The organism is Rhizobacter sp. Root1221, from assembly GCF_001425785.1.
Taxonomy (GTDB): Bacteria; Pseudomonadota; Gammaproteobacteria; order Burkholderiales; family Burkholderiaceae_C; genus Rhizobacter.
Genome location: NZ_LMDI01000014.1, coordinates 141,378 through 168,360, shown reverse-complemented (window position 1 = coordinate 168,360; position 26,983 = coordinate 141,378). Strand labels below are relative to the sequence as shown.

Here is a 26,983-nt window from a genome sequence, read left to right as displayed (position 1 = left end):
GCCGCGCAACCACACGACAACGGAGAGGGAAATGCAACATCACCACAAATTCCTGGCGGTAGCGGCGGCCCTCGCGCTGCCAGCCGCGCACGCCTTCGACATCGAGTCATCCGACCCGGACACACAGATCCGCCTGGACCTGACGGCCAAGTACAGCATGGGCTATCGCCTGAAGAATCCCTCGGCGGCGTTGTCCGGGTTCGATCCGGCAGTCGACGCCGGAACGATCAATGAGGACGATGGCGATCGCAACTTCCGCCGGGGCCTGATCTCCAACCGCGTCGACCTGCTCGGGGAGTTCGACGTCACGAACAAGTGGGGCGGCTTTCGCTTGAGCGGCAGCAGCTTCTACGACAACGTCTATCGCAGGGCCAACGACAACGATGGCCAGGTGCCCGCCAACAACGATCCGGGCCAGGCCAGCAATGCCTTTCTTCCGGTCACTGCCCGGCGGCATGGCTCCGAGAGCCAGGTGCTGGATGCCTTTGGCTTCCTGCGGGGCGACCTGGGGGCGGGCATGTCAGGCACCGTGCGGCTGGGCAAGCACAGCATTCAATACGGCGAGAGCCTCTTCTTTGGCCAGAACGGCATTGCCAATGCGCAGGGACCGTCCGACGTGGCCAAGATCCTCTCGGTGCCGGGCTGGCAGTACAAGGAGGTGCTGCGGCCGGTGGAGCAGGTGTCGACCTCCGTTCAGCTGCGCCCGGGCCTGTCCGTCGGTGGGTACTATCAATTCAAGTGGCGTCCCAGCCGCATTCCGGAGGTAGGCAGCTACTTCTCCAATCAGGACTACATCGGCACCGGCGTGACCTATCTCGGGTCCCAGGTGCTGGGCCACGACGCGCAGTTCGACCTCACGCCCAGGAACAGCGGCCAGGGCGGTGTGCAGATCCGCTGGGCGCCCGCGGGCAGCGACTATGAGTTCGGCCTCTATGCCGCGCGCTACCACGACAAGGGCCCCACGGTTCCGATCTTCGACGTGCTCAACAGCCGCGTCAACACAGCCTATGCCGAAGGCATCAAGACCTTCGGTGCCAGCGTCACGTCCTCGCTGGGCCAGCTCAACTGGGCGGCCGAGGTGTCGATTCGCACCAATGCGCCGCTCAACGTGAGTCCGGTGGTGGTGGCAGGCGGGTCGTGCAGCAACTCGGGCGACGAGACCTGCTACGCGGTGGGGCGAACCGCGCACGCGAACCTGTCGGGCGTCTACGTGCTGCAGCCCTCGGCCTGGTGGGGCGGCGGGGCCTTGCTGGGCGAACTGGCCTGGAACCGGACCCTGAGCGTCACGCATGGCCCGTCGCGCAACGTGCTGGCCGGCGGCGGCGTCGACCCGAACACCACGCGCGATGCCTATGCGGTGCGCGGCATCTTCGCGCCGACCTACTTCCAGGTGATGCCCCAGCTGGACCTGACGGTGCCGATCAGCCTGGGCTACAACTTCGGCGGACGCTCATCGGCGGTCGGCAACTTCGCCGGTGGCGTCTCCAAGGCGGGCGACATCAGTCTCGGCTTGCAGGCCAAGTACCAGCAGGTCTGGACCTTCCTGACCAACTACACGCATTACCTGGGCTCGGCGGCCACCTTCACGCAGACGATGGTGCCGGGCTCCGCGACGCCGCGCCAACTGTCCTTTGGCCAGAGCCTCAAGGACCGCGACTACATCTCGATGAGTGTGCAGCGCACCTTCTGACGTGTGTCCCACCTTTCCCAGGAGTCCATTCAAATGAAAAGTACCGTACTGTCCTGCGCACTTCTTGCCAGCATGACCCTGGTGTCGCACAGCGCCTGGGCGGCCGTGTCGGCCGAGGAGGCCGCGAAGCTGAACACCACCCTGACACCGCTGGGCGCCGAGCGCGCCGGCAACAAGGACGGCAGCATCCCTGCGTGGACGGGCACCGTCACCCGGTTGCCCGCCGGCTACAAGAGCGGCGAGCCGCGGCCCAACCCGTTCCCTGCCGAGAAGCCGGTGCTCATCATCACGGCCGGCAACATGGCGGCTCATGCCGACAAACTGTCCGATGGGGTCAAGGCCCTGCTGCAGAAGTATCCGAGCTACCGGGTGGATGTGTACCCGACCCACCGCACCGCCGTTGCACCCCAGCGGGTCTATGACAACACGGCCAGGAACGCCACGCGGGCCAAGCTGCAGGACGGCGGGCAGGGCGTGCAGGGGGCCTACGGCGGCATTCCGTTCCCGCTGGCCAAGGACGGCAACGAGGCGCTCTGGAACCACCGGCTGGCCTGGGTGGGCAACAACGTGACGTCGACGGTCCGCGTCTTCATGGCCACGGCCGATGGCAAGCGCTCCATGCCTTCCGCAGGCAACCAGACCTGGAGTTTCCCCTACTACGACCAGGACGGCAGCCTCGAGAAATTCCAGGGCTACTACCTGCTGGGCAAGTTCGTCACCACGGGCCCCGGCTCCAAGGCCGGCGAGGCGATCCTGGTGCATGAGTCGGCCGACCCTGCCAGGCAGCCGCGCAACCTGTGGCAGTACCTGGTGGGCCAACGCCGCGTGCGCAAGGCGCCTTCGGTGGCCTACGACACGCCGGATGCGGTGACATCGGGCATCGGCCTGACCGACGAGGCCTTCAACCTGTTCGGCCCCCTCGACAAGCACGAGCTCAAGCTGGTGGGCAAGCGCGAGATGTACATCCCCTACAACAACACGATGGCCGCCCAGGTCAAGGTGGACGAACTGCTGGGCGCCAACCACCTCAACCCCGACCAGGTGCGCTGGGAACTGCATCGCGTGTGGGAGGTCGAGGCCACGCTCAAGGCCGGCCAGCGCCATGTGGTCAGCAAGCGCAAGTACTACTTCGACGAAGACACCTGGCAGATCATGATCTTCGACGGCTGGGATGCGAAGGGCCAGCTCTGGCGCACCAACTACACCCTGGCCGTCTACCTGGCCGACGTGCCTGCGGTGGTCGGCAACACGATGTGGGGTGGCTACGACCTGCAGACCGGTGCCTACTACATCAACATGGCACCCAACGAGCTGCCGGCCAACTACAAGCAACTGCCGGCGATTCCAGCCTCCTTCTTCTCGCCGGAAACGCTGGCCAGCGAAGGAGCGCGCTGATGCCACGCATGCCCTCGGCCGCGCGTGCGGGAGCCTGGCTGCTGCGTGCCTGGCTGTGCGGCGCGGTCCTGCAGGCCGGCGCTGCCGGGGCGGCACCGCCCGACTTGCCCAGTGCCTTGCGCCGCCCGGCGCTCGTCACGCCGAAGGCGCTGCAGGCGGTCATGCTGGCGGTGGCGCGCGCCGGCAGCCGGCTGGTGGCGGTGGGCGAGCGCGGAACGGTGCTCCTGTCCGACGACAACGGCAGGGCCTGGCGGCAAGCCCAGGTGCCGGTGCGGGCCACGCTCGCCGGCCTCTGCTTTGCCGACGCGCAGCAGGGCTGGGCGGTCGGTCACCTGGGGGTGGTGTTGCGCACCAGCGATGGCGGGCAGACCTGGGCCCGCCAGCTCGATGGCGTGCAGGCCGCGCAGCTGGCACTGCAGGCGGCCCGGTCCGCGCCTGACGAGGCGGAACAGCGCAGTGCGCAGCAGTTGCTCGAGGACGGTCCGGACAAGCCCTTCTTCGACGTGGTCTGCCTGGACGGGCAGCGCGCGATCGCCGTGGGCGCCTACGACATGGTCTTCGCCACGGACGACGGTGGCAGGCGATGGCGCCCCATGCACAAGGCGCTGGCGCAGCGCCAGGGCGTTCACCTCTATGCCATCCGGCAGGTGGGCGGCCGCCTGTTCATCGCCGGGGAGCAGGGCTTGCTGATGCGCTCGGACGACGGTGGCGCAAGCTTCCAGCGGCTGCAGACGCCTTACAAGGGCAGCTACTTCGGCCTGCTCGCGAGCCCGACGGGAGCCGTCGTGGCCTACGGGCTGCGCGGCAACGCCTACCGCAGCGCCGACCAGGGCCAGACCTGGGCGCAGGTTCGCACCGGCGTCACGGAGGGCATCAGCGCGGGCGTGGCCCGCGCCGACCGCAGCCTGGCGCTGCTCAGCCAGGACGGCCAAGTGCTCGCCAGCCGGGACGACGGAATGACCTTCAGCCGCCAGGCCTCGGTCGCGATGCCCGCTGCCGGGCTCGCGGAAGCCGCCAGCGATGCCGGGTTGATCGTGGCCGGCCTGCGTGGCCTGCGCGTGCTCCCTTCCTCACCGTGAGACGACCATGAACCCGACGAACGACCTGCAGCCCGTGATCGCCAGGCTGGAAGACTTCGACCGCCAGTCCGGAACCCGCGCGGAGCGCATGTTCTTCAACCACCGCCTGGCGGTGGTGCTGGTGTGCCTCTTCGTCACCGTGGTGCTCGGCTGGCTGGCCACCGGCCTGCGCCTGAACGCGAGCTTCGACAAGACCATTCCCACCCAGCATCCGTATGTGGCCAGCTACCTGGCCAACCGGGCCAACCTCGGCGGGCAGACCAACGTCGTGCGCATTGGCGTGGAGAACACGGAGGGCACGGTGCTCGACGTGCACTACATGCAGGTGCTGCAGAAGATCAACGACGAAGTCTTCCTGATGCCCGGCGTGGAGCGCGCCTTCATGAAGTCGCTCTGGACTTCGGCCACCCGCTGGGTCGCGGTGACCGAGGACGGGCTGGAGGGCGGCACCGTCATCCCCGATGGCTACGACGGCTCGGCCCGCAGCCTCGCGCAGTTGCGCGTGAACATCGAGCGTTCCGGCGAGATCGGCCAACTGGTGGCCAACGACTTCAAGTCGAGCATCATCCTGGTGCCGCTGCAAGGCACCGATCCGCAGACCGGCCAGGCGCTGGACTACGGCGAGTTCGGCAGGCAGGTCGAGGCGATGCGTGCCAAGTACGAACGCGACGGCATCCGCCTGCACATCACCGGGTTCGCCAAGGTCACGAGCGACCTGATCGACGGCTTGCGCAGCATGCTGGTGTTCTTCGGCCTGGCGCTGCTGATCACCGCCACGGTGGTGTTTGCCTACACGCGCTGCCTGCGCAGCACTGCGCTGGTGGTGGCCTGCTCGCTGATCGCCGTGGCCTGGCAGTTCGGGCTGCTGGCCGCGCTGGGCTACGAACTCGATCCTTACTCGGTGCTGGTGCCCTTCCTGGTGTTTGCCATCGGCATGAGCCACGGCGCGCAGAAGATGAACGGCATCATGCAAGACATCGGGCGGGGCACGCACCGGCTGGTGGCTGCGCGCTACACCTTCCGCCGTCTTTTCATGGCCGGGCTCACCGCCCTGCTGTGCGACGCGGTCGGGTTTGCCGTGCTGGCCATCATCCAGATCAAGGTCATCCAGGACCTGGCCGCCATCGCCAGCATCGGCGTGGCGGTGCTGATCTTCACCAACCTCGTGCTGCTGCCGATCCTCCTGAGCTACCTGGGCGTGAGCGCCAGCGCGGCCCGGCGCAGCCTGGCCGCCGAGGCCACGGACGCTCGGCAATGGGGCTGGCTGGAGCAGTTCGCCCGCCGCGGCCCGGCGCTGGTGGCCATTGCCGTGTCGGTGCTGCTGGCCGCCGGGGGCTATGCCGTGAGCCTGCGCCTGCAGATCGGCGACCTGGACCCGGGTGCGCCGGAACTGCGGGCCGACTCCCGCTACAACCGTGACAACGCCTACCTGGTCGAGCACTACGCGGCCAGCGCCGACATCTTCACCGTCATGGTGGACACGCCTGAAGAGCAATGCACGCGCTATGCCACGCTCGCCAAGGTTGACGACCTGGCCTGGCGCCTGGAGCAGCTGCCCGGCGTGGAGTCGACCAAGTCGATGGCCGGACTGTCGAAGTGGGCCTCGGTGGGTTACAACGAAGGCAACCTCAAGTGGTTCGAGCTGGTGCCCAACGAGGCAGCGCTGGGCGGCGTGCAGACTCGCGCACCGCGCGAGCTGTTCAACCAGGGCTGCTCCTTCCTGTCGCTGTTCGTTTACCTGAAGGACCACAAGGCCCAGACGCTGACCCACGTGGTGCAGGAGGTGGAGAAATTCATCGCCGAGGATGCGGCCGACCCGTCGCGCGATCCGGGCGTTCGCTTCATGCTGGCCGCCGGCAGTGCGGGCATCGACGCGGCCACCAACATCGTGGTGAAGGACGCCATGCGCGAGATGCTGTTCTGGGTCTACGCCGCCGTCATCGCGCTGTGCTGGGTCACCTTCCGGTCGTGGCGTGCGGTGATCGTGGCGGTGTTGCCACTGATGCTGACCTCGGTGCTGGGCGAGGCCTTGATGGTGGCGCTGGGCATGGGGGTGAAGGTGGCCACGCTGCCGGTGATCGCCCTGGGCGTGGGCATTGGCGTCGACTACGCGCTGTACGTGCTGAGCGTGATGCTGACCCGCATGCGCGAAGGCGAAAGCCTGGTGCAGGCCTATCGCCACGCACTCAGGTTCACCGGCAAGGTGGTGATGCTCACGGGCATCACGCTGGCCCTCGCGGTGGGCACCTGGGCTTTCTCGCCCATCAAGTTCCAGGCCGACATGGGCATCCTGCTGGCCTTCATGTTCGTGTGGAACATGGTAGGTGCCCTGGTGCTGGTGCCCGCGCTGGGCGTGTTCCTGCTGCGCGATCCGCTGGCCTTGCAACCGGACAAGGCACGCCAGGTGGCCGGCGACATCCGGGCCGGCGTGTTCAACATGCGCTGAACCTGACCCTTCCCATGAACGAATCCACGTCGCCCCAACTGCAATTGCTGGTCGAAAAAGCGTGCCGCGACCTCGTCATGGACGCAGCGGCACGCACCGATGCCCAGGACCATGCCGGTCTGGCCGCGCTGTTCACGCCCGACGCGGTACTGGTGCGCCCCGGCGCCGCGCCGTTGCAAGGCCGCGCGGCCATCGAGGCGTCCTACCGCGAGCGGCCCGCCGAGCGCCTGACCGCGCATCTCATCTGCGGCATCCGCCTGACGCTGGGCGGTGACGCGCGCGCCAGCGCGGTGACCCAGGTGCTGGTGTGGAGCGGCAGCCGTGCCGACGAAGCCGGTCCGATGGGCCGGCCTGCCACCGCGCGGCAGGCCTTGGGACAGTTCGAAGACAGCTTCGAGCTGACCGACGAAGGCTGGCGCATTGCCCGCCGCGTCGCCCGTTTCGCGCTTTACCGCGATCAATGAATGGACCGGTCTTCGTGTCCCATGCGAACTCAAGGAGCCCTCGTGAAACCCAGTCAACCCCACGCCGCCGACGTGGATGCCGCGCGCATACCGGGCACGTACCTGTTCGACCTGGCGCTGTCACGCCAGGGCTATGCCTTCAACTGCATGTGTGCCGGGCTGCGCAAGCCCGAGGCACGGGCGGAATTCCTGGCCGATCCGGACGCTTACATGCGGGCCCGGGGCGTGAGCCAGGCGCACCGCGATGCCGTCCACCGGCGTGACTGGCTGGCGCTCACGCGCATGGGCGGCAATCTCTTCTTCTTCCTCAAGCTGGCGGTCACGCTGGGTGTGGGGCTCTATGCCGTCGGCGCGCAGATGCGTGGCGAAAGCTATGAGGAATTCATGCGCACGCGCAACGTGCCGGGAGCGGTGTGATGGCGCGTCTTGTCGCGGGCATCGGCTCTTCGCATGTACCCTCCATCGGTCGCGCTCACGACCAGGGCAAGCAGGCCACGCCCGAATGGGCGCCGCTGTTCGACGGCTTCGAGCCCGTCAAGCGCTGGCTGGCCGAGGAGATCCGGGCCGATGTGGTGATCGTGGTCTACAACGACCATGGCACCGAATTCCTGCTCGACCGCTACCCAACCTTTGCGCTGGGCGTGGCCGATTCCTACGCCGTGGCCGACGAGGGCTACGGCCCGCGTCCGCTGCCGCAGTTCAGAGGCGATCCGGCGTTTTCCGCGCACCTGGCGCAGTCCCTGCTGGCGCAGGAGTTCGACATGACCCTGTGCCAGGAGATGGCGCTGGACCACGGCTTCCTCACGGCCATGCCGCTGCTGTGGGATGCTGCGCCGGCATGGCCCGTGGCGGTCGTGCCGCTGTTCGTCAACGTCGTGCAGCATCCGCTACCTACCGCCCAGCGCTGCTACAAGCTGGGCCAGGCTTTGCGCCGCGCCATCGACAGCTATGCCGAGGACCTGCGCGTGGTCGTGCTGGGCACGGGCGGCCTGTCGCACCAGCTCAACGGCGAGCGCTTCGGCCATCTCAACCCGGCGTGGGACCAGTGGTGGCTCGACACGATCTCGCACGACCCGCAGGCGCTGGCTCGGCTCAGCCACGAGCAGCTCATCCTGGATGCTGGCGCGGAAGGCTGCGAAGTCATCATGTGGCTGGTCATGCGCGGCGCCATGGGCGCGCAGGTCAGGGAGCTGCACCGCACTTACTACGCCCCGATGACAACCGGCATGGCGTTGTTGACGCTCGAAGAAATTGCATCCCGCGACTGATGCCGATACCGATCCCACCAAGGAGGCGCGCCTTCGCGGAAGACCAGGCGGTGCTGGAGCGTCAGCAGGCCAACTTGCTGCGCTGGCCGGACCGCAAGCTGCTCATGCTCAACATCGATTCGGGCGGCGTCCAGTCGCGCAAGGTGCTCGACCGGTTCATCGCGGCAGAGCGCACCATGGCACCCGTGGGTTGAGCACGCCATGGCGCTTCCTGCACTTTGTCGCCGGCCGGCAATTCACCCACCTGCCTGAACCCGCATGTCAGCTGCGCGCTCAGGCCGCACAGCGCCTCAGCGGGCCCACCGGAGACGCCGGTTGGCGCAGCGACAGGGTGTGCACCCCCAGCGCCACCACCACCATCGCCACGCCCACGAGTTCGTGGGCGGCGGGCCGCGCGCCGAGGGCCGCGCCGATCAGCACCGCCGACACCGGCACGAAGTTGAGGAAGGCGGTGCCGGTGACGACGCCGAGCGCCTTGACGCCGGCGTTGAAGGCCAGCACCCCGAGGATCGTGGGTGCCACGCCGATGTACAGCAACGCATGCCACGACGAGCCGAGCGCGTCCCAGGTGGGCACGGTGGCCCAGTGCAGTGCGGTGGCGGCCAGTGTGGCCAACAGCAGCAGCGGCCAGGATGCGATGGCCGTGAGGGCGCTGAACTCGAGCACGCCGAACGTGCCGAAGCGGGCGCTGCCCCGGGTGTAGGCGATCCACCCGAGGGTGCCGGCGAAGGCGGTGAGGTCGCCCGCCAGTGTGGACTCGGCGCCAGGCGGACCCGCGAGCACACCCGAGACCGTCACGACGCCTGCCAACGCGAGCACCGTGCCGGCGAGCGAGGCCCGCCCCGGGCGAACGCCGTCGAACACCCAGCGCACCAGCTGCGTGGTGATGGGCATGGTGGCCATCACCACCGCGCCATGGGATGGTTGGGAGTGGGCGAGGCCCGTGAGCACGAGAACGCCGAAGGTGCCGTAGCCGACGATGCCGAGGCCGGCGAGCCGCCAGCCGTGCGTGCGCAGCTTGTCCCAGGGGAACGCCCCGCGCACCAGTAGCAAGGCGGCAAAACCCAGCGTCGCGATGGTGTAGCGCGCCAGCGTGAACCACACGGGGTCGACCTGACCCAGCACCGGCTTGCCCACGAGGAACAGGCTGCCCCAGGAAAACGTTGCCGCCAGCAGGGCGGCGGCACCGAGGGGACGGGAGAGGGTGGACATGGCGGGCCTCCGGGCATCGGGAACAGGGTTTCAGTCTCGGCCCGGCGCCGCGTGCGGGCCATTCGTCTGTTTGGATCAGGGGCTCAGGATTTCCGAACGGACAGGGCGGCCGCCGCTGGCGACAATGGCCACCATGGAGCTCTACCAACTCAAGACCTTCGTGGCGATTGCCCAGGAACGCAGCCTCACCCGGGCGGCCGAGCGGGTGTTCACGAGCCCGCCAGCCGTGAGCGCCCAGATCAAGGCCCTCGAGGACGAGCTCGGTGTCAAGCTGTTCGACCGCACCCCGCGCGGCATGGTGCTGACCGAAGCCGGCGCCCGCCTGCTCGAGGAGGCGGAACGCACGCTGGCGTCGGCCGGCCGCATGCGGTCGGCCGCCGAACAACTGCGGGGTGCCGCAAAAGGGGTGGTGCGGTTCGGCACGGTCAGCGATCCCGTGGCGCTGCGCCTCGGGCAGGCCCTGGTGACCCTGGCCGAACGCCATCCGCACATCACGCTGCAATTGCACCAGGGGCTGTCCGTCGACTCCCTGCGGCAGTTGCAGCGGGGTGAACTCGACTGCGCCTACGTGATGACCGACCACGAGCACATCGATGGGCTGGAGCTGCGCCGCCTGGGCGGGATCGACCTTGTCGTGGCCTTGCCGGCGGCCATGGCGCGGGCGAACCCGAACCCGTCGCGCGACGACCTGCTGGCGCTGCCGTGGGTGGGCACCCCCACCAGCTGTGTGCTGCGCACGCACCTCGACGCGCTGTTCGCGTCCGCCGGCCGCGAGTACCGGGAGGGGGCCATGGCCAACGCCGAAGGGGTGGTGCGCAGCCTCGTGGCGAGTGGCGCCGGCGCCGGCATCGTGCGCCTCGACCAGGCGTTGCAGGCCGAACGGGCCGGTGAACTCGCCCTGTGGAACGGTTGGCGTGGCCACACGTGGCTCTGCTGGGCGGCCCCGCTGCGGCCCCAGTCGCCCGACGTGGTGGACGCGGTGCGCAGCGCGGTGCTTGAAGCCTGGGCTAGCCCGGTCGCGTGAGCACTGCGGCGGTCACCGCCACGTGCACGGCCACCGTCAGCCAGAACGCCGTCTGGAACGAGGCCTTGGCGGTCTTGTGGCGGAACAGGCGCTGCGCCGCGAGGGCGCCGGGCCAGCCGCCCACGAGACCCCAGGCCAGCAGCGCGGCTTCAGGCACGCGCCGTTGCCCGGCGCGGGCGGCGCGTTTGTCGACGGCGTAGAGCCCCACGCACACCAGGCTCACCGCCACGTGCCACAACGGCACCACGTGGGGCACATGGCCCGCCCAGGCGAGGCCTGCGCACGCGAGTGCCGCGAGGGGCCAGATCCAGGGAGCGAGCCTCACGTGCGCTTGCTGCGCGCCGGCCGCTTCTGCCAGTAGCCGAACTCGTCTTCGTGCACCTCGATGTCCACCTCGGCGATGCGCTGCTGCAGGCGTTCCTGCACGTCGGCCACCGCCTGGTTGTAGATGGTGGGGCCGACTTCCTCGAGGAAGAACCCCAGCAGGGCGCCCGCGGCGATGTTACCGATGCGCTCCTCCATGTTCTCCTGGAAGTAGCGTTCGATGGACACGATGGCCTGCTGGCGGGCCTCCTTGGTGATCTCGACGGGCATGGCGGGGTCTCCGGTCGTCAGTCGTCGGCAAGCAGTTGCTCGAGCCGGCGCGGGTAATGGTTCAGGAAGTCGCGGGTGACGGCGTAGTGTTCCGTTTCTTCGTACGCCACTTCCGTGATGCCCGTGCCGTCGAACAGCAGGATGCGGGCATTCGGGTAGGAGAGCAGGATGGGCGAATGGGTGGCGATGATGAACTGCGACTGGTCCTGCACCAGCTGGTGGATGGCCGACAGTGCGGCCAGCTGGCGGTTGGGCGACAGCGCGGCCTCGGGTTCGTCGAGCAGGTACAGGCCCTGGCCGCGGAACTTGTGCGTCAGCAGCGCCATGAACGCTTCGCCGTGCGACCGCTCGTGCAGCGACCGGTTGTCGTACCCACCGAGGTAGCCCGTCTCGTCGACGTAGGTGGCCACGTTGAAGAAGCTCTCGGCGCGCAGGAAGAATTGGTCGCGCGGTTGGCGGAAGCCGCGCGCCAGGCGAAGGGACTCGTGCAGGTCGGACACCGAGTCGGTGGTGGCGATCCGCATGTTGCGGGTGCCGCCTTCCGGCGAGTGGCCCAGGGCGAGCGCGATGGCTTCCAGCACGGTGGATTTGCCCGCGCCGTTTTCACCCACGAAGAAGGTGACGTCGGGGTGGAAGTCGATGCGGTCGAGTTCACGCACGGCCGGGATCGTGTACGGGTAGGCGTCGAGGTCGAAGCCGGCCTCGGGATGGAGTGACACGTGCTGCAGGTAGGGCTTGACCGGCAGGGCCATGGAGAAGTCCTCGGGCGATGGGCTCCAGACTCTATCAGTGCCCCGCGCCCAGTCAACGGGCAGGAGGCGGCAGCCGGCGCACGTTGCGCAGTTCGGCGAGCGGCCCGTACTCCTGCTCGGTGTCGAGTTCGCCGTCTTTGTCGGTGTCGACCTCGGCACGCAGCAGCTTGCCCGCGCGGAAGTATTCGATGCGCAGGGGGCGTCCGGTGGCCGGGTCGAGGTACTCGGTGGCCTGCATCACGCCGTGCTCGAAGCGGGTGCGCAGGTCGAAGAAACCGTCACCGTCGGTGTCCATCTCGCTGGTGTCGACGTTGCCGCGGCGGTACGTGAAACGGCCCTCGAACACGCCGTCGAAGTTGTCATCCGTCTCGGCGGATTCGGGCAGACCGTTGCGATCGAACCGGGTGACCACGTCGACGCGGCCGTCGAAGTTGCGGTCAGTCTCGCTGCGCAGCGGGGTGCCGGCCGCGGTGTAGAACCAGCGCTCGTCGGGCGTGCCGTCGCCGTTGTTGTCGATGCCACCGGCCGACACGGCGGAGTGGAAGAAGGTCCACGACAACACCGCGCCGCCCACGAGCCCGATGCCGATGCCGATCAGCAGCCGCGACCGCGCCGGCACGGGGCGAAGCGGCGCGTCCAGCGGTTGGGCCGCTTCCCACTGTTCGATCACGGCGCGGCCGCGCGGGTAGTCGGCTTCGTCCACCACCAGGCGCACGAGCCCGGCCGCCGGCAACTCGCCCATGGCCCCTTGCAGGTGCTCGCCATGGATGTGGGCCACGATGCCCTCCTGCTTCAGCAGGTCGCGCACCATGTGCGCCTCGACCGCATTGGCGGCCTCGAAGACGGTTCTCATGGGCACCGAGTGTGACACGGTGCAGGCCGCGTCTCACTCGAGGACCGGCACCTCGTAGCGCGCTGTTGACACGCTCATGGGGGGCCGAACAGGTGCAGCGCGGCGTATTGCAGCAGCATGATGGTCTTGCCGTCGGCGATGCGGCCGTCGGCCACCATCGCGAGGGCCTCGCCGATGCCGGGTTCGATCACCTCGATGTCCTCGCCTTCGCCGGGCACGCCACCGCCTGCACCCACCCGCATGTGGTCGGCCACCTCGGCGACGAAGAAGTGCAGCTTCTCGGTCACCGAGCCGGGGCTCATGAACGCCTCGAACACCTTGTGCACCTCGTGCAGGCGGTAGCCGGTCTCTTCCTCCACCTCGGCGCGGATGCGCACCTCGGGGGACTGTTGGTCGAGCAGGCCGGCGGGCGCCTCGATCAGCAGGTCGTGGTGGCCGTTGACGTAGGCGGGGTAGCGGAACTGCCGCGTGAGCACCACGGTGCGCCGTGCACGGTGGTACGGCAGCAGCACGGCGCCGTTGCCTCGGTCGTACGTCTCGCGGTTCATCGTCTGCCAGGCGCCGTCGCGGCGCTGCCAGTCGAAGCGGGTTTTCTTCAGGACGTACCAGTCGTCGGAGAGGACGCGGACGTCGTGGATGCGCAGGCGTTGGTGGATGTCCATGGGCGGCAGCATACGTGCAGATTCGTGCAAAAACAATGGCAAACGTGCAATCAACCCTGCCGGACTGATAAGCTCGGCCGATGCTCACCCGCCAACGCCAGCAACACCTCATCGCCGTGCTGAAGCGCGACGGCCGCCTCGTGGCGAAGGACCTCAGCGCCGAACTCGCCGTCTCCGAAGACACCATCCGCCGCGACCTCCGGGAACTGGCGGCCCAGGGCCTGCTGCAGCGGGTGCACGGCGGGGCGCTGCCCGTGTCGGCAGCGCTGGCGGACTTCGCCGCACGGCAGTCGGTGGTGCCCGGCGACAAGGCGGCCATCGGCCGGGCGGCGGCCCGCCTCGTGAAGCCGGGCCAGGTGGTGTTCATCGACGGCGGCACCACGGCCGTGCAGCTGGCGCGCGCGCTGGCGCCCGACCTGCGTGCCACCGTCGTCACCCACAGTCCGTCGGTTGCGATCGAGCTGGTCGCCCATCCCGGCGTCGAGGTAGTGATGATCGGCGGCCGCCTGTTCAGGCACTCGGTCGTCAACGTGGGGTCGGTGGCGATGGAGGGCATTGCCCGCGTGCACGCCGACACGTTTTTCCTGGGGGTGACCGGCGTGGATGTCCGGGCCGGGCTCAGCACCGGAGACGCCGAGGAGGCCGGCATCAAGCGGGCGCTGATGGCCGCATCGGCGGAGACGGTGGTGCTCGCGTCGTCGGAGAAGCTCGGCGTGGCATCGGCCCACGTGGTGGCTCCGCTCGCCGAGGCGTCCACGCTCGTGGTGCCGGCGGCGGCGCCGAAGGCCATGGTGGCGGCCTGGCGGAAGCTGGGTCTGGACGTGGTGCTGGCGGGCGGCGCCTGACGCGCCGCGTCGAGGAGGCATTGCGAGGGCGGGCAGGGCGTTTCTTGCCCGCCCTCGTGCTGCCGGCCGGGTTACTTGCCCTTGCCGCCTTCCGGCATGGCCGACGAGTGGTGGTGCGCGATCAGCCAGTTGCCGTTCGTCCACTCATAGACGTACGTGTAGCGTGCGTGCACCGACTTGCCGTCCTTGAACTTGAAGGTGTACGTGCCGATGTCCTGCGCCACGTTGCAGCCGATCTTGACCGTGCGGGAGTCGATCTTGCCTTGCGGCTCGCCCTTGAGGAACTTCACGAAGTAGTCGCGGATCTGCGCCGGGTTCATGCGCGGCGTGTCCGACACGGTGGCCAGCAAGACGCCGTCGTTGGCATAGTTGGCGACGACCTTGTCCGGGTTCAGCGTGCGCAAGGAGTCGTTCCAGCGGTCGAACAGGGCGGCGACTTGTTGTTCGCTGACCGCCGTGCAGGAGGCCGATGCCGGGGCCTGTGCGAAGGCCGGGGCCGACAGGCCGGCGGCGATCACGGTGGCGATGGGAAGGAGTGCAGTGCGAAGCATGTTCATGACGTGGTCCGTAGAGAGAATGAATGGCACCGGGTTGGTAGTGCAGCACCGCAGCGCGATGCATGACCTCATTCTCCGAAGGGGCCGTGAACAGGGCCCTTGCCTGACGGTGAAGAACGCCTGACGGGAAGATGAACGCAGGATGAACGAGGAGGCCGCGGGAGTCAGCCTTCGCCGGCGTCGAGCCGGTAGCCCAGCCCCCGCACGGTCTTGAGCAGCGCGACAGGGTGGCCTTCGTCGATCTTCGCGCGCAGGCGGCGCACATAGACGTCGACCACATTGGTCAGCGGGTCCTCGCTCGTGCCCCAGACGTTCGAGAGGATCCGTTCCCGGCTGTACAGGCGTCCTGGCGCGCTCATCAGCAGCTCCAGGAAGGCGAGTTCCTTGGCGGTCAATGCGATCGGCTTGCCTGCCCGGCTGGCCTCCATGCGCTCACGGTCCAGCAGCAGGTCCGCCACCTGCAGCTTGCTGGCGCGCGGGCGCTGTTCGCGGCCGCGGCGCAACAGCGCCTCGATGCGCGCCAGCAGTTCCTCGAAGGCGAACGGCTTCGTGAGGTAGTCGTCGGCCCCCAGGCGCAGGCCGTTCACCTTGTCCTCGATGTTGTTCATGGCCGTGAGCATCAGCATGGGCACCTGGCAACCCTCGGCGCGCAGCGTCTGGCACAGTTCCAACCCGTTCAGGCCGGGCAGCATCAGGTCCAGGATCAGGAGGTCCGGTTCGCCGGTGCGGGTGAGTTCCAGCCCCTGCGGTCCGGTGCGGGCGAGCTGCACGCCATAGCCCTCGGCCCGCAGGCCGCGCATCAGGAAATCGGCGACCCGCGGATCGTCTTCCACCACCAGCAGGTTCATGTGGCGCTTTCCGGGCGAAGGCAGGGCAGTTCGATGCGCACCGTGGTGCCGCTTTGGTGCGGGCTTTCGATGTGGATCTCTCCGTGATGCGCCCGGACGATCGCCTGGGCGATCGACAGGCCGATGCCGGTGCCATCGGCCCGATGCGCGCGGGCCCGGCGGCCCCGCGCGAAGCGCTGGAACACCAGGGGCATGTCCTCGGGGTCGATGCCGATGCCGTCGTCCACCACCATGATGTCGACCTTGTTGTCCTGCTGGGCCTGCCAACCGAGGCGCACCGCACCGCCACGCCGGGAGTAGCGCACCGCGTTGTCGAGCGCGATCATCACCGCCTGGCGCAAGCGGTCGGCATCGGCGTGCACGGTGATGGATCGCCCGGCGGCATCCGCCGGTGCTTCGAGGTGCACGCTGACGCCGTGCAACGTGCCGAGCGCTTCGGCCTGCTCCGCCGTGTCGCCCAGCAGGGCCGGCAGGTCCACCACGTCGAATCGCATCGCCAATTGCTCCGCCTCGGCCTTGGCGATGAGCAACAGGTCGTCGATGACACCGGCCAACTGCTTCACCCCGCCGACGATGCGCGACAAGGTCTGCTTGTATTCGTCCACCGGCTTGTCGACACCACGCAGCGCGATCTCGGCTTCGCCACGGATGGCCGTGGCGGGTGTGCGGAGTTCGTGGCTCAGGTCGGCAAAGAGTTGGCGGCGGCGCCCGTCGATGCGCTGCAGCGCGTCGTGGGCCGAACTCAGTTCGCTGGTTCGCGCCAGCACGGCGTCCTCGAGCCGGCGCCGCGCGGCGTCCGCATCGCCGCGGTGCTGTTGCAGTTCGGCGGCCATCGCGTTGAAGTGTTCGGCGACACGATCGAACTCGTCCCGGGAGCCGGCGGCCACGCGGTGGCCCAGCGTCCCCGCCTGCAGCGCCTGGATGCCGGCCAGCAGGCGGTCGAGCGGCCGTTGCAGTTGCCGGCCCAGGTGAACGGCCAGCACCACGGCTGCGACGAGCGTGACCAGCACCATGCCCACGGCTTGCTGGCGCAGCACCTTCAGCCCGCCTTCGGTGGCCGCGCGTGCGATCGGAACGGCCCGGCGCTGGCGCTCGATGGCCCCGTTGACGAGTTCGCGCAGATCGCGGCCCCGCGCCGTGTCGAATACCTGATTGAGCTCCTCCCAGACCGAGCTGAACTCGGCGTTGCGCGCGAGCGGGGCCAGTTGCACCAGCCGGGACTGGACGGCGGCGATGTTGTCGTCCAGCAGCGCTGCGACGTCCACCAGTTGCTGCACTTCGGGCGGCACCCCGGTGCCGTCCCGGGAGGCGAGTTCGTTCCACACGTCGAGGTCGCGCGCCGCCAGGTCCTTGAGGATCTCCGTGCTGGCCTGCATTTGCGTCAGCAGGCGGTCGCGCACTTCAACCGACGCGTCGGCGCTCATCAGTTGCTGGGATGCCCAGACACGCAGGCGCTGCTTGTTGGCCGACAGATCGAGCAGCTCGGACAGGATGTCGCTGGCGAGCCGGCTGTGCTGCGTGTAGCCGTGTACCCGGTTGGATCCCACGTAGACGAAGGCTGCCTGGATACAGACCAAGGCGACGAGCGCGGCGAAAGCGAGTGAGAGCCGGAGGCGAAACATGCGTGACTTTATCTGAAGCGCCGGCGCTGGCCTGGCGTCCTGGGACGTGCAGGGCCGCGGGCCCCGAATCGCCAGCATCACACGATCGTCGCAAATGGGCTTGAAGTCAATGGTTCGCAAACGTAAAGGACCCCCTTGGGGCATTTCGCGCTCGCAAGAGGCTGAGGCCGGGCAGTTGGCGGATTTCGAGGATTCGTCGTGCCGTACGAACTTCAATTTTGGTTTCAGTATTCCTCGAATCTTGCCGCTTCTGGACACGACGTTCAGGCTGTCTTGTTCGACACTCGCCCCCAAGAATTTCGAAGGAGAACTGTGTTGGCCGCCCTGGCCAACGAACAGCAATGACATGCGGGCCCGAACACCAGCACTTCGCCTGACGACTGCAAGGATTGCCATGGCCGCGATGGTCTTGCTGCACATGCCTATGTCGCAAGCGGCGGTTCCACAACACGAACTGGACTTTGACATCCCGGCCGGGTACCTGGGTGCGACGCTGATCGAGATCGGGCGGCGCAGCGGCGTGATCGTGTCGTTCAGGCCGGAGCTGGTCGCCGCGCGGTCGACCGGTCCGATCCAGGGGCGTTTCTCGCTCCGGGAGGTGCTCGAGCGGGCCTTGCTGGACACCGATCTGTCGGTTGACATCAAGACGGACGGCACGGTGACGGTGCAGCCGTCGTCGCCACCGGAGACGGCGACGGATGAGTCCGCGACCCTGCCGGCCGTGCAGGTGCACGCGTCGGTCGACGCGCCGCCCGAGACCGGGCTGATGGCGGTGGCCGCCTCGACCGCGACACGCACGGAGACCGCGTTGTCGAGTTTGCCGCAGGCGGTGTCCATCGTGACACGAGACGCGCTGGACCTGCTCAACGTGCAGACGAGCACCGAGGCGCTGCTCCACGTTCCGGGGGTGACGGGGCAGATCGGTGATGTCTCCCTTGGCATGAACCCGTCGTTGCTGATCCGGGGCTTTCCGGCCCTGCACCTGGTCTCCGGCATGACCACGATCCGGGCGGAATGGCCCCTCGACAGCGAAACGCTGGAGCGCATCGAGGTTCTCAAGGGCCCCAGCGGCGTGATCGGTGGCGACTTCGGAGGCCGGGGAGGGACGATCAATCTGATCCGCAAGCAAGCCGGGCCCGGTCATCGCGACACTGCGGCGCTCGCCCTGTCCTCCCGCGACAACGGGACGCTCCGCTCGAGTTTCGACCTCGGCGCGCCGCTCGCCCCCGAGACGCATTGGCGCCTGGTCGGGCATGGAAGCCGGTCCGGACACACCGAGGGTGGCTACGACGCACAGCACAGCCGCGGCTTGCTCGGCACGGTGAGCCATCGCGGGCGTGAACTCCAGGCCACGCTGACCGTGCAGGGCGACCGCCGGCGCGACGTGCCGGCCCCGTCGAGCCGCATCTTGCGGACTCCCGATACGAACGATGCCGTGGGGGTCGGCGGCGAGGTCCTGGGCGTGTCGAGCGGAGACAGGACGCTGTCGACCGCCGGGGACATCGAGCTGGACCTGTCGTGGTCTTTTGCGCCCAAGTGGCGCACCTTGCTGAAGGTGCGGCGGGAAACAGTGCGCCTTGACGTGCGCCGGCACGTGTACTGGCCCTACGATCCGTCCCGGTCGGTGATCATGAACCTGCAGCGTGCGTCGGGCCGATTCTCCGGCCTGCAGACCGGGGTGACCGGCGATGTGGCCACGGGCCCCGTGAAGCACCAGTTGTTGCTGGCGGTCGATGTGGAGCGCTCCCGATCGCTCTGGGACGATGGATATGCTTCCTGGAATGTCGATTCAACGTTCGAACCAGGGCAGACGCGGCTGTCCGGAACGCCCGACGCTGGCGATCTTGTTGCAATGAAACCCTTGGCAGCAAGCCGTGTCTCGCGCCGTGGCCTGCTGCTCCAGGATCAGCTCGCCCTGGGGGACTGGCGTGCGAGGCTGGCCGTGCAGCAGAGCCGCATGTCGGAACGCGTGGTGGTCTTTGGTTCCGAGGACACCTGGTACACGTGGCCCACGGCCTTGAACTGGGATGTGGGCCTGGCCTACCAGTTGAACCCGTTCGCATCGGTCTATGGCGGTTGGCAATCGGCCGTGGCGAGCGACTATTGGGCCGCGGGTTCACGGGAGCGCTCCGACGGCAGCGTGGCGCCCTTGCCGCGGATGCGCCAAGTGCAGGCCGGCATGAAGTTCGACCTGCTCGATGATCGCCTGGCGCTGACGCTGGAGGCCTTCCGCCTGCAGCAGTTGAACCAGGCAACCTATTCCGGCGAGATGTCCGGATTCTTCACGCACCCGGGACGCGAGGTGCGCGGACTTGAAATCGAGATGAAGGGGTGGGCGGCTCCGGACCTCGAGATGAGTCTCGGGCTGGCCTTGATGCGTGCACGCGATACGGTCACCGGTATTCTCGTGCCCGCGACACAACTGTCCACCATCCCGGCTACCGGTGTTCCGGCCCGGTCCTTCAACGTGATGGCCCGCTATCACCTGCCAGAAGCCCTGGCGCCGGGATCGAGTGTGGGCCTCACGTTCCGCGCCTTTTCCTCGATCTGGGCCATCGCGCCGGATGCGGAAGGCCTGGTGGTGCCGTTGCGGTTGCCGGGAGGCGCCCGGACGGACCTGTCATGGACGCGCCGGACCGGCTCGTGGACGTTCGGCGCGACCGTCCAGAACCTCTTTGATCGCAAGCTCTATGGCACGCTTTCCACCGAGGGGTACATGCCGTTGCAGCCCGGACGCAGTGTCGGCGTCTTCCTGGCCTTCGGGGGGTGAGGCAACGAGACGACGACTGTGGTGAGGGGTGGGATCGGTAAGATTTTGTTTCAGTATTCCGCAACTCTTGCCGCTTCCAGGTCCCAGGGACGGGCCATCTTGTCGGACACTCCGGCCGGGAACTTCGCGGGAGTGCGTTGCCCTCTCGCCATGAACAACAACAACGACATGCGAGCCCGACTACCAGCTTTCCGATGGACAACTGCAGGGATCGCCGCGGCGATGGCCTTGCTGCACCTGCCTGCGTCGCAAGCGGCCGTGCCGCAGCACGAACTGGACTTCGACATCCCTGCCGGGTACTTGAGTGCCACGCTGATCGAGATCGGGCGGCGCAGCGGCGTGATCGTGTCGTTCAGGCCGGAGCTGGTCAGCACGCGTTCGGCCCGTTCGATCCAGGGGCGTTTCTCGCTCCAGGACGTGCTCATACAGGCCTTGCGCAACACCAATCTGTCGGCGGACATCAAGCCGGACGGCGCGGTGACGGTGCTTGCGCCGCCGCCATCGGCAAGGGGGGAGGCGGGGCCGGTGACAACCGGTGAGCGGGCACCGGTCGACGGGGGCGCCCTGTCCGCCGTGGTGGTGCGCGCTTCGCACGAGCCCGAGGCCGAGTCGGACGCCGGGTTCCTGGCGGCGAGCGTGACGACGCCGACACGCACGGAGACCGCGTTGTCGAGATTGCCGCTGGCGGTGTCCGTCGTGACGCGAGACGCGCTGGACCTGCAGAACGCGCAGACGAATACCGAAGCGCTGCTCAACGTTCCGGGGGTGACGGCGCAGATCCGCGAGACCTCCGCCGCCATGATGCCGAAGTTGGCGATCCGGGGCTTTCCTGCCCAGCACCTGCTGTCCGGCATGCGCACGTACCGCAACGACCGGCCGTTCGACACCGAGACCCTGGAGCGCATCGAGATTCTCAAGGGCCCCAGCGGCGTGGTCGGCGGCAGTGCCGAATTCGGAGGCCGGGGAGGGACGATCAACCTGGTCCGCAAGCGGGCCGGGCCCGATCATCTCAACACCGTGGCGCTCGGCCTGTCCTCCCGCGACAACGGTACGCTGCGCTCGAGTTTCGACCTCGGCGCGCCGCTCGACCTCGACACGCATTGGCGGCTGATCGGGTATGGAACCCGGTCGGGCCACACCGAGGGCGGCTACGACGGGCCACACAGCCGCGGCTTGCTCGGCACGGTGAGCCATCGCGGGCGTGATCTGCAGGCCACGCTGACCGTGCACGGCGACCGGCGGCGCGATGTGCCTTCGGGGGCAAGCCGGGTGTTCCTGTCGCCCGAGACAGGAGCACCCGTCGGGGTTGGCGGCGAGGCGCATGTCCTGTCGAGCGAGGACCGGACGCTGTCGGATGCCGGGGACATCGAGCTGGACCTGGCGTGGCGCTTCTCACCCAAATGGCGTTCCACTTTGAAGGTGCGACGGGAAGGCATTCGCGGTGACGTGCGCCGGCATGTGTTCACGGAGGACGAGACCGCCCCGGCGGCGGCCCTGTCGCTGCAGCACACTTCGATCCGTTCGTCCGGTCTGCAGGCCGGGGTGATCGGCGATGTGGCCACGGGGCCCGTGGCGCACCAGTTGATGCTGGCCGTCGACGTGGAGCGCTCGCGGACCGCCATGAGCCAGGGATCCGCGACCTGGGCCCTCGATCCGGCCACGTTCCAACCCGGGCAGACGGCGCTGTCCGACGTGCCCGACGAGGGGGACCGCTTTGCGCTGCAACCCTTGTGCGTGACGCGTGTCCTGCGCCGTGGCCTGTTGCTCCAGGACCAGCTCTCCTGGGGCGACTGGAGCGCGCGGCTGGCCATGCAGCAGAGCCGCGTGTCGGCACGCGAGGAGATCTCGAGCGACGGGGCGACATTCACCTGGCCGAAGGCCTTGAACTGGGATGCGGGCCTGGCCTATCAGCTCACCCCGTTCACGGCGGTCTATGGCGGTTGGCAATCGGCCGTGGCGTGGGACTACTGGTCTGCCCATCCGATGCCGCTGTTCGATGGCACCGCGCCGAGCATCCCGAAGATGCGCCAGGTCCAGGCCGGCGTGAAGTTCGACCTGCTCGGGGATCGCCTGGCGCTGACGCTGGAGGCATTCCGCTTGCAGCAACTGGACGCCGTGGACTATTCGCACGATCTGGGCGGCTACTTCGAGCACGCGGGACGCGATGTGCGCGGTCTTGAAGTCGAGATGAAGGGCCATGTGCTCACACAGCTCGAGGTGAGTTTCGGGCTGGCACTCACGCATGCACGGGACGCGGCCAACGGCACCCTCGTGCCGACCCGCCAGGCCGGCATTCCCAGCCGTACCGTGAACCTGCTGGCCCGCTATCGCCTGCCCGAAACCATGCTGCCGGCATCCTCCGTGGGCCTTGCGCTGCACGCCTTCTCCTCGCTCCGGTCCGTCGCCCCGAATGCGGAGGGCACGGCGTCGCCGTTGCGCCTGCCAGGTGGCGCCCGGACAGACCTGTCCTGGACACGCAAGTCCGGATCCTGGGCGCTCGGCCTGGCGGTACAGAACCTCTTTGACCGCAAGCTCTACGGAACCTACTCGACGCAAGGGTTCATTCCGTTGCAGCCCGGACGCAGTTTCGGCGTCACCCTGGCCTTCGCGAGTTGACGGCGTGCGCACTGTCCGAGAGCTGGAAACCACCAGGACATGCGCACCCGAACACTGACCTCGCGATCGGCGGCTGCCGCGATCGCCATGGCCGCGATGGTCTTGCTGTGCCTGCCTGCGTCGCAAGCCGCAGTTGCGCCGCGCGAGCTGGAGTTCGATGTCCCGGCCGGGCTCTTGAGCACCGCACTGATCGAGATCGGACGGCTTGGCGGGGTGATCGTGTCGTTCAAGCCGGAGTTGGTCAGCACGCGCTCGGCCGGACCGATCCAGGGGCGCCTCTCGCTCCGGGAGGCGCTCGAGCGGGCCTTGCACGACACCGACCTGTCGATCGACATCAAGACGGACGGCACGGTGACGGTGCGGGAGCCGTCGCTGTCTGCGACGGGTGAGTCCGCGACCTTGCCGACCGTGCAGGTGAGTGCGTCGGCCGACGACCCGCCCGACACCGGGCTGCTGGCGGTGAGCGCCTCGACGGCGACGCGTACGGAGACGGTGTTGTCGAGGTTGCCGCAGTCGGTGTCTGTCGTGACACGAGAGGCCCTGGACTTGCAGAATGCGCAAACGAGTACCGACGGGTTGATCTACATCCCGGGCGTGACGGGAGAGATCCACGATGTCACGTCTGACATGATGCCGTCGTTGACGATCCGGGGCTTTCCGGCCCTGTACCTGATATCCGGCATGCGCACGCTCCGCGACGAACTGCCGCTCGACAGCGAAACCCTGGAGCGCATCGAGGTGCTCAAGGGGCCCAGCGGTGTGATCGGTGGTGCCGCCGACAGCTGGGGCCGTGGCGGCACGATCAACCTGATCCGCAAGCAGGCCGGCCCCGATCATCGCAACACCGTGGCGCTCGGTCTGTCCTCCCGCGACAACGGCACGCTGCGCTCGAGTTTCGACCTCGGCGCACCACTCGCCCCCGAGACGCATTGGCGCCTGGTCGGACATGGAACCCGGTCGGGACACACCGAGGGCGGCTACGACGGGCAACACAGCCGCGGCTTGCTCGGCACGGTGAGCTATCGCGGGCGCGATCTCCAGGCCACGCTGACCGTGCAGGGCGACCGGCGCCGCGATGTGCCGGCGGCGACAAGCCGCGTTTTCCTGTCGCCCGACACACTCCATGCCACAGGGCTCGGCGACGAGGTCTCTGCCGTGTCGAGCGATGACTGGACGCGGTCGAACGCCGGGGACATCGAGCTGGACCTGTCGTGGTCCTTTGCGCCCAAGTGGCGCACCTTGCTGAAGGTGAGGCGGGAAACCGTGCGTCGTGACACACGCAGGCATTCGTTCGCGTCCGGGTCCATGGTGTTGCTGTCGCTGCGACGCGAGTCGAGCAGGTTCTCCGGTCTGCAGACCGGGGTGATCGGCGACGTGGCCACGGGCGCCGTGAAGCATCAGTTGTTGCTGGCGGTCGACGTGGGGCGCTCGCGATCCGCGGAGCGATACGGTACCGCGACCTGGCGGATCGATCCCGCGACCTTCCAGCCCGGCCTGACGGTGCTGCCCGAGATGCCCATCTGGGATGGCCTGGCGCTGAAACCCGGCGCGGAGCGTCATGCCTTGCGCCGTGGCCTGCTGCTCCAGGACCAGCTTTCCTGGGGGAACTGGGGTGCCGGGGTCAAGGTGCAGCAGAGCCGCCAGTCGGAGCGAGTCGTCGCTGGCGAGGCCGAGGACTCGACCACCTCCTGGCCCAAGGCATTGAACTGGGATGCGGGCCTCGCCTATCAGTTGACTCCGTTCACCGCGGTCTATGGCGGCTGGCAATCGACGGTGGCCTGGAACGCCGGGTCGAACGAACCCGTCCTGCTCTTCGATGGCAGCGAGGCGCACGAAACGCGGATGCGCCAAGTGCAGGCCGGCGTGAAGTTCGACTTGCTCGATGACCGGTTGGCGTTGACGCTGGAGGCCTTCCGCTTGCAGCTCTTGAACGTGCGGGCATCTTCCGCCGAGTGGGGCGGACTCTTCGAGCACCCGGGGCGCGACGTGCGCGGTCTTGAAATCGAGATGAACGGCCACGTGGTTCCGGCCCTGGAAATGAATCTCGGGCTGGCCCTCGTTCGTGTGCGGGACGTGGCCACCGGCGTCACGGTACCCGCGACACAGCTGTCTTCCGTCCCGGGGGTTGGCATTTCATCCCGGACCCTCAACCTGCTGGCGCGCTATCACCTGCCCGAAACCGTGGCGCCGGCATCGAGCGTGGGCCTCGCGTTCCGCGCCTTCTCCCCGATCTGGGCCACCGCGCCGGATGCGGAAGGCCTCTCGGCGCCGATGCGGCTGCCGGGCGGCGCGCGGACGGACCTTTCCTGGACGCGCAAGACCGGCTCGTGGACGTTCGGCGTGTTCATCCAGAACGTCTTTGACCGCAAGCTCTACGGGACGTTTGCTTCGCAGACGTATGTGCCATTGCAGCCCGGACGAAGCCTCGGTGTCACGCTGACCGTGGGCGAGTGACGGGAGCGCGACGGCATCGGTGCCGCGAGCGCCCGCGGCACCGGTCTCTCACACCTTGAGCCAGAAGTAGTCCCCGGCGCAGATGCCATTGAACGCGTCATCGTTGGATGCCAGGATGTTGTCGTTCCAGTGGCGGCCGTGCTCGGTGTAGTGCCCCATGGTCTCGGCCAGCCAGGCACCATCGATCTCCGGTGTCATCGGCACGCGCACGATGAGGATGATGCCACCGGTCTCCGGGTTGACCCCCAGCTGGGCCTGGTCCTGCGCATAGACCGTGAGGTTCGCCTCGAGCAGGAGGCGGAACACCGTCAGGGTGCGGCCTGCCGTGACGATGCCGAAGTGGAAGTTGAGGTACATCGCCGCCGGATCCTGCTCGTAGTGCGAGAGCAGGACCTCGAAGCCCTCGACCTCGACCCATCCACGGTCGAGCACCGATTGCGGGTCCGGCAGATCGATCGTTTCGCACAGGGCAGTGACGAGGCCTTGGAATTGTTCGTGACTCATGGGGTGTTGCCTGGGGTGGGGCCGAGCCAATGGTGCCCGCCGCGCATGCGGTCGACGGCCATCGCGCGCTGTGCGTCGGTGCGCGGCAGGTCGCTAATCAGCAGTTTCAACGGCATCAGTGCATTGCGGTTGCGGAGCTTCGGATCGGATCTCTGTTCAGTGCTGGAGATCGAGTCCTGGCGCGTCAGGATTTCCTTCACCTCGGCGCGCGTGATCGGGACCTCGGGGTTTTGCGTGGCTTCGAGGTAGACGGCCATGATCTCAAGCTGCAGGGCCTCCACGCTCGGTTCGCCGGGTTCGGTGCGGTAGCTGTTGAGCACCGCCAGCGCATGGGCCAGCGCTTGCTGCCGGTCTTGCGGCGTGCCGGCCTCGACCACCAGCTTGAGCAGGGGCTTCACGCTGGACAACGTCGCCGATGCCGAACGCATGGCCAGCGGACCGGAGGGCGAACGCAACATGCCGGCCGGGGCCTGCCGATTGCCACTGCCACCATCACCACGCCCACCGCCGCTGCTGCCGCTGCCGCCGCCGCCAGGGGAGCCGCCGCCGCTACTACCAGAGCCACCGCCGCCATGGCCGGACCCTGTGCCCGAACCGCCGCCGTTGCCGGCGTTGTCGCCGCTTCCCCCACCCGTGCCGCTGCCACTCTGCTGGCCGGAGCCGCCGTGGGATCCGCCGTCGGCGTCTCCCCGGTGTTCAGGCTGGCGCCGGCGTTCCCGGTCGGGGTCGACCGCCGCCACATTGGGGCCGTTCGGATTGTTCTTGTCCTTGGCGGATTCGGCTTCGCCACCGGGCTCTTCGGGCACCTCTTTCTCGTTGGCGTCGGCCGAGCCTGCGGGCCGCTGGCCGGGGAGCTGGGTCGTGCGGTTCAGCGGCGATGCGTTCGGGCGTTGAATCGCCTTGAAGACATAGTCGCCGAACTTGCCCTGCTGGGCGCCGTTGGCAGCGTTGTCCGCCTGCTGCGCACGCGCGAGTTCATTCGCGTGCTGGGTGCGGCGCCGAAGCATCTGGCGCGCTTGCTGTGCCTTGAAATCCTGGGTCATGATGCGAACATCGCCGCGATCAGGCGTTCCGAGAAGCGCAACACGCTGCTGCCCACCCAAGGGGCGGTCATTGCCACGGTGAGAGTCACGCACAGCAGTTTCACGCCCTGCGAGATGGCGGAATCCTGCAGTGACGTCACGGCCTGGACGAGCGAGACCAGCAGGCCCACGATGGCCGAGACCGCCACGGCCGGCAGCGACAGCAAGAGGCAGAGCATCAGCGCCTCGGAAGCCAGTTGAAGAACAGCGTCGTAAGAAGTCATGGGGCCGTTTCCCTGCGTCAGA

24 protein-coding genes and 1 pseudogene are annotated in these 26,983 nt (G+C 68.1%); 13 read left to right on the top strand and 12 right to left on the bottom strand.

Going from position 1 to position 26,983, the window contains the following annotated elements; genetic code table 11:
* Positions 1–31 precede the first annotated feature (31 nt).
* The 8 genes and pseudogenes from ASC87_RS12885 to ASC87_RS30720 form a co-directional block, all read left to right on the top strand.
* Positions 32–1,690: a DUF1302 domain-containing protein gene (locus ASC87_RS12885; protein WP_056662035.1), complete on the top strand. Its 1,659-nt coding sequence runs from the start codon at positions 32–34 to the stop codon at positions 1,688–1,690.
* Positions 1,691–1,723: 33 nt separating this feature from the next.
* Entirely contained in the window at positions 1,724–3,085 is a 1,362-nt protein-coding gene (locus tag ASC87_RS12880; RefSeq protein WP_157604017.1) for a DUF1329 domain-containing protein, read from the top strand.
* Positions 3,085–4,164: a YCF48-related protein gene (locus ASC87_RS12875; RefSeq protein ID WP_056662033.1), complete on the top strand. Its 1,080-nt coding sequence runs from the start codon at positions 3,085–3,087 to the stop codon at positions 4,162–4,164. Before ASC87_RS12880 ends, ASC87_RS12875 begins: the two co-directional genes overlap by 1 nt.
* A 7-nt stretch (positions 4,165–4,171) precedes the next feature.
* Positions 4,172–6,610, top strand: a complete 2,439-nt coding sequence (locus ASC87_RS12870; RefSeq protein WP_056662030.1) for an RND family transporter — start codon at positions 4,172–4,174, stop codon at positions 6,608–6,610.
* A 14-nt stretch (positions 6,611–6,624) separates the two neighbouring features.
* Positions 6,625–7,074 (top strand): nuclear transport factor 2 family protein, encoded by a 450-nt coding sequence (locus tag ASC87_RS12865; RefSeq protein ID WP_056662027.1) that lies wholly within the window; start codon positions 6,625–6,627, stop codon positions 7,072–7,074.
* A 42-nt stretch (positions 7,075–7,116) separates the two neighbouring features.
* Complete coding sequence (locus tag ASC87_RS12860; RefSeq protein ID WP_200954352.1) at positions 7,117–7,491, top strand: protocatechuate 3,4-dioxygenase; 375 nt, start codon at positions 7,117–7,119, stop codon at positions 7,489–7,491.
* Complete coding sequence (locus ASC87_RS12855; protein WP_056662100.1) at positions 7,491–8,342, top strand: class III extradiol dioxygenase family protein; 852 nt, start codon at positions 7,491–7,493, stop codon at positions 8,340–8,342. The genes ASC87_RS12860 and ASC87_RS12855 overlap by 1 nt, the downstream gene beginning before the upstream one ends.
* Before the next feature lie 26 nt (positions 8,343–8,368).
* Positions 8,369–8,536: pseudogene (locus ASC87_RS30720) on the top strand (aromatic ring-hydroxylating dioxygenase subunit alpha); the annotation flags it as partial.
* Positions 8,537–8,615: 79 nt separating this feature from the next.
* On the opposite strand, the gene ASC87_RS12850 reads toward ASC87_RS30720, so the two are convergent.
* Entirely contained in the window at positions 8,616–9,554 is a 939-nt protein-coding gene (locus ASC87_RS12850; protein WP_056662024.1) for a DMT family transporter, read from the bottom strand.
* A 133-nt stretch (positions 9,555–9,687) separates the two neighbouring features.
* On the opposite strand from ASC87_RS12850, the gene ASC87_RS12845 reads away from it, so the two are divergent.
* On the top strand, positions 9,688–10,578 hold the full coding sequence (locus tag ASC87_RS12845; RefSeq protein WP_056662097.1) for a LysR family transcriptional regulator: 891 nt from the start codon (positions 9,688–9,690) through the stop codon (positions 10,576–10,578).
* On the opposite strand, the gene ASC87_RS12840 is transcribed toward ASC87_RS12845, so the two are convergent.
* From ASC87_RS12840 to ASC87_RS12820, 5 genes are all read right to left on the bottom strand, one after another.
* Positions 10,562–10,903 carry a DUF1294 domain-containing protein gene (locus tag ASC87_RS12840; protein ID WP_235582160.1) on the bottom strand — a complete coding sequence of 114 codons (342 nt, stop codon included), beginning with the start codon at positions 10,901–10,903 and terminating at the stop codon, positions 10,562–10,564. The two genes, ASC87_RS12845 and ASC87_RS12840, sit on opposite strands and share 17 nt — an antisense overlap.
* A complete protein-coding gene (locus ASC87_RS12835; RefSeq protein WP_056662020.1) occupies positions 10,900–11,172 on the bottom strand; it encodes a DUF2164 domain-containing protein in 273 nt (90 codons plus the stop codon). The genes ASC87_RS12840 and ASC87_RS12835 overlap by 4 nt, the downstream gene beginning before the upstream one ends.
* A gap of 17 nt (positions 11,173–11,189) precedes the next feature.
* Positions 11,190–11,924: an AAA family ATPase gene (locus tag ASC87_RS12830; protein ID WP_056662017.1), complete on the bottom strand. Its 735-nt coding sequence runs from the start codon at positions 11,922–11,924 to the stop codon at positions 11,190–11,192.
* Between the two features lie 52 nt (positions 11,925–11,976).
* Positions 11,977–12,777, bottom strand: coding sequence for a DUF2007 domain-containing protein (locus tag ASC87_RS12825; protein WP_056662012.1), 801 nt, complete (start codon positions 12,775–12,777; stop codon positions 11,977–11,979).
* A 74-nt stretch (positions 12,778–12,851) separates the two neighbouring features.
* Positions 12,852–13,439, bottom strand: a complete 588-nt coding sequence (locus ASC87_RS12820) for an NUDIX domain-containing protein (RefSeq protein ID WP_056662090.1) — start codon at positions 13,437–13,439, stop codon at positions 12,852–12,854.
* Positions 13,440–13,519: 80 nt separating this feature from the next.
* On the opposite strand from ASC87_RS12820, the gene ASC87_RS12815 reads away from it, so the two are divergent.
* Complete coding sequence (locus ASC87_RS12815; RefSeq protein ID WP_056662009.1) at positions 13,520–14,284, top strand: DeoR/GlpR family DNA-binding transcription regulator; 765 nt, start codon at positions 13,520–13,522, stop codon at positions 14,282–14,284.
* Positions 14,285–14,355: 71 nt separating this feature from the next.
* On the opposite strand, the gene ASC87_RS12810 is transcribed toward ASC87_RS12815, so the two are convergent.
* The 3 genes from ASC87_RS12810 to ASC87_RS12800 form a co-directional block, all read right to left on the bottom strand.
* Positions 14,356–14,841 carry an SgcJ/EcaC family oxidoreductase gene (locus ASC87_RS12810; RefSeq protein WP_056662007.1) on the bottom strand — a complete coding sequence of 162 codons (486 nt, stop codon included), beginning with the start codon at positions 14,839–14,841 and terminating at the stop codon, positions 14,356–14,358.
* 164 nt (positions 14,842–15,005) lie between these two features.
* Positions 15,006–15,689, bottom strand: coding sequence for a response regulator transcription factor (locus tag ASC87_RS12805; protein WP_056662004.1), 684 nt, complete (start codon positions 15,687–15,689; stop codon positions 15,006–15,008).
* Positions 15,686–17,311 carry a HAMP domain-containing sensor histidine kinase gene (locus ASC87_RS12800; protein ID WP_056662002.1) on the bottom strand — a complete coding sequence of 542 codons (1,626 nt, stop codon included), beginning with the start codon at positions 17,309–17,311 and terminating at the stop codon, positions 15,686–15,688. Before ASC87_RS12800 ends, ASC87_RS12805 begins: the two co-directional genes overlap by 4 nt.
* Positions 17,312–17,705: 394 nt before the next feature.
* Between ASC87_RS12800 and ASC87_RS12795 the strand changes: the two genes are divergently transcribed.
* From ASC87_RS12795 to ASC87_RS12785, 3 genes are all read left to right on the top strand, one after another.
* Positions 17,706–20,081 (top strand): TonB-dependent receptor domain-containing protein, encoded by a 2,376-nt coding sequence (locus ASC87_RS12795; protein ID WP_056661998.1) that lies wholly within the window; start codon positions 17,706–17,708, stop codon positions 20,079–20,081.
* Between the two features lie 150 nt (positions 20,082–20,231).
* Positions 20,232–22,697, top strand: a complete 2,466-nt coding sequence (locus ASC87_RS12790; protein WP_157604016.1) for a TonB-dependent receptor domain-containing protein — start codon at positions 20,232–20,234, stop codon at positions 22,695–22,697.
* Between the two features lie 87 nt (positions 22,698–22,784).
* Entirely contained in the window at positions 22,785–25,151 is a 2,367-nt protein-coding gene (locus tag ASC87_RS12785) for a TonB-dependent receptor domain-containing protein (RefSeq protein ID WP_162255156.1), read from the top strand.
* A gap of 48 nt (positions 25,152–25,199) precedes the next feature.
* On the opposite strand, the gene ASC87_RS12780 is transcribed toward ASC87_RS12785, so the two are convergent.
* Genes ASC87_RS12780 through sctS form a run of 3 tightly spaced genes read right to left on the bottom strand, consistent with a single transcriptional unit; the run spans position 25,200 to position 26,961 of the window.
* Entirely contained in the window at positions 25,200–25,655 is a 456-nt protein-coding gene (locus ASC87_RS12780) for a hypothetical protein (protein WP_056661989.1), read from the bottom strand.
* On the bottom strand, positions 25,652–26,758 hold the full coding sequence (locus ASC87_RS12775; protein WP_157604015.1) for a hypothetical protein: 1,107 nt from the start codon (positions 26,756–26,758) through the stop codon (positions 25,652–25,654). The genes ASC87_RS12780 and ASC87_RS12775 overlap by 4 nt, the downstream gene beginning before the upstream one ends.
* Positions 26,695–26,961, bottom strand: a complete 267-nt coding sequence (gene sctS, locus ASC87_RS12770; RefSeq protein WP_056661983.1) for a type III secretion system export apparatus subunit SctS — start codon at positions 26,959–26,961, stop codon at positions 26,695–26,697. Before sctS ends, ASC87_RS12775 begins: the two co-directional genes overlap by 64 nt.
* Positions 26,962–26,983: the final 22 nt, after the last annotated feature.

What these genes read in the sequence shown, in the direction of transcription:
- ASC87_RS12825 (WP_056662012.1), bottom strand. Translation starts at nt 12,777, where the DNA reads ATGAGAACCGTCTTCGAGGCCGCCAATGCGGTCGAGGCGCACATGGTG.
- ASC87_RS12845 (WP_056662097.1), top strand. Translation starts at nt 9,688, where the DNA reads ATGGAGCTCTACCAACTCAAGACCTTCGTGGCGATTGCCCAGGAACGC.
- ASC87_RS12865 (WP_056662027.1), top strand. Translation starts at nt 6,625, where the DNA reads ATGAACGAATCCACGTCGCCCCAACTGCAATTGCTGGTCGAAAAAGCG.
- ASC87_RS12795 (WP_056661998.1), top strand. Translation starts at nt 17,706, where the DNA reads ATGGCCGCGATGGTCTTGCTGCACATGCCTATGTCGCAAGCGGCGGTT.
- ASC87_RS12830 (WP_056662017.1), bottom strand. Translation starts at nt 11,924, where the DNA reads ATGGCCCTGCCGGTCAAGCCCTACCTGCAGCACGTGTCACTCCATCCC.
- ASC87_RS12790 (WP_157604016.1), top strand. Translation starts at nt 20,232, where the DNA reads ATGAACAACAACAACGACATGCGAGCCCGACTACCAGCTTTCCGATGG.
- ASC87_RS12855 (WP_056662100.1), top strand. Translation starts at nt 7,491, where the DNA reads ATGGCGCGTCTTGTCGCGGGCATCGGCTCTTCGCATGTACCCTCCATC.
- ASC87_RS12835 (WP_056662020.1), bottom strand. Translation starts at nt 11,172, where the DNA reads ATGCCCGTCGAGATCACCAAGGAGGCCCGCCAGCAGGCCATCGTGTCC.
- sctS (WP_056661983.1), bottom strand. Translation starts at nt 26,961, where the DNA reads ATGACTTCTTACGACGCTGTTCTTCAACTGGCTTCCGAGGCGCTGATG.
- ASC87_RS12780 (WP_056661989.1), bottom strand. Translation starts at nt 25,655, where the DNA reads ATGAGTCACGAACAATTCCAAGGCCTCGTCACTGCCCTGTGCGAAACG.
- ASC87_RS12785 (WP_162255156.1), top strand. Translation starts at nt 22,785, where the DNA reads ATGGCCGCGATGGTCTTGCTGTGCCTGCCTGCGTCGCAAGCCGCAGTT.
- ASC87_RS12880 (WP_157604017.1), top strand. Translation starts at nt 1,724, where the DNA reads ATGAAAAGTACCGTACTGTCCTGCGCACTTCTTGCCAGCATGACCCTG.
- ASC87_RS12885 (WP_056662035.1), top strand. Translation starts at nt 32, where the DNA reads ATGCAACATCACCACAAATTCCTGGCGGTAGCGGCGGCCCTCGCGCTG.
- ASC87_RS12815 (WP_056662009.1), top strand. Translation starts at nt 13,520, where the DNA reads ATGCTCACCCGCCAACGCCAGCAACACCTCATCGCCGTGCTGAAGCGC.
- ASC87_RS12870 (WP_056662030.1), top strand. Translation starts at nt 4,172, where the DNA reads ATGAACCCGACGAACGACCTGCAGCCCGTGATCGCCAGGCTGGAAGAC.
- ASC87_RS12850 (WP_056662024.1), bottom strand. Translation starts at nt 9,554, where the DNA reads ATGTCCACCCTCTCCCGTCCCCTCGGTGCCGCCGCCCTGCTGGCGGCA.
- ASC87_RS12800 (WP_056662002.1), bottom strand. Translation starts at nt 17,311, where the DNA reads ATGTTTCGCCTCCGGCTCTCACTCGCTTTCGCCGCGCTCGTCGCCTTG.
- ASC87_RS12820 (WP_056662090.1), bottom strand. Translation starts at nt 13,439, where the DNA reads ATGGACATCCACCAACGCCTGCGCATCCACGACGTCCGCGTCCTCTCC.
- ASC87_RS12875 (WP_056662033.1), top strand. Translation starts at nt 3,085, where the DNA reads ATGCCACGCATGCCCTCGGCCGCGCGTGCGGGAGCCTGGCTGCTGCGT.
- ASC87_RS12810 (WP_056662007.1), bottom strand. Translation starts at nt 14,841, where the DNA reads ATGAACATGCTTCGCACTGCACTCCTTCCCATCGCCACCGTGATCGCC.
- ASC87_RS12805 (WP_056662004.1), bottom strand. Translation starts at nt 15,689, where the DNA reads ATGAACCTGCTGGTGGTGGAAGACGATCCGCGGGTCGCCGATTTCCTG.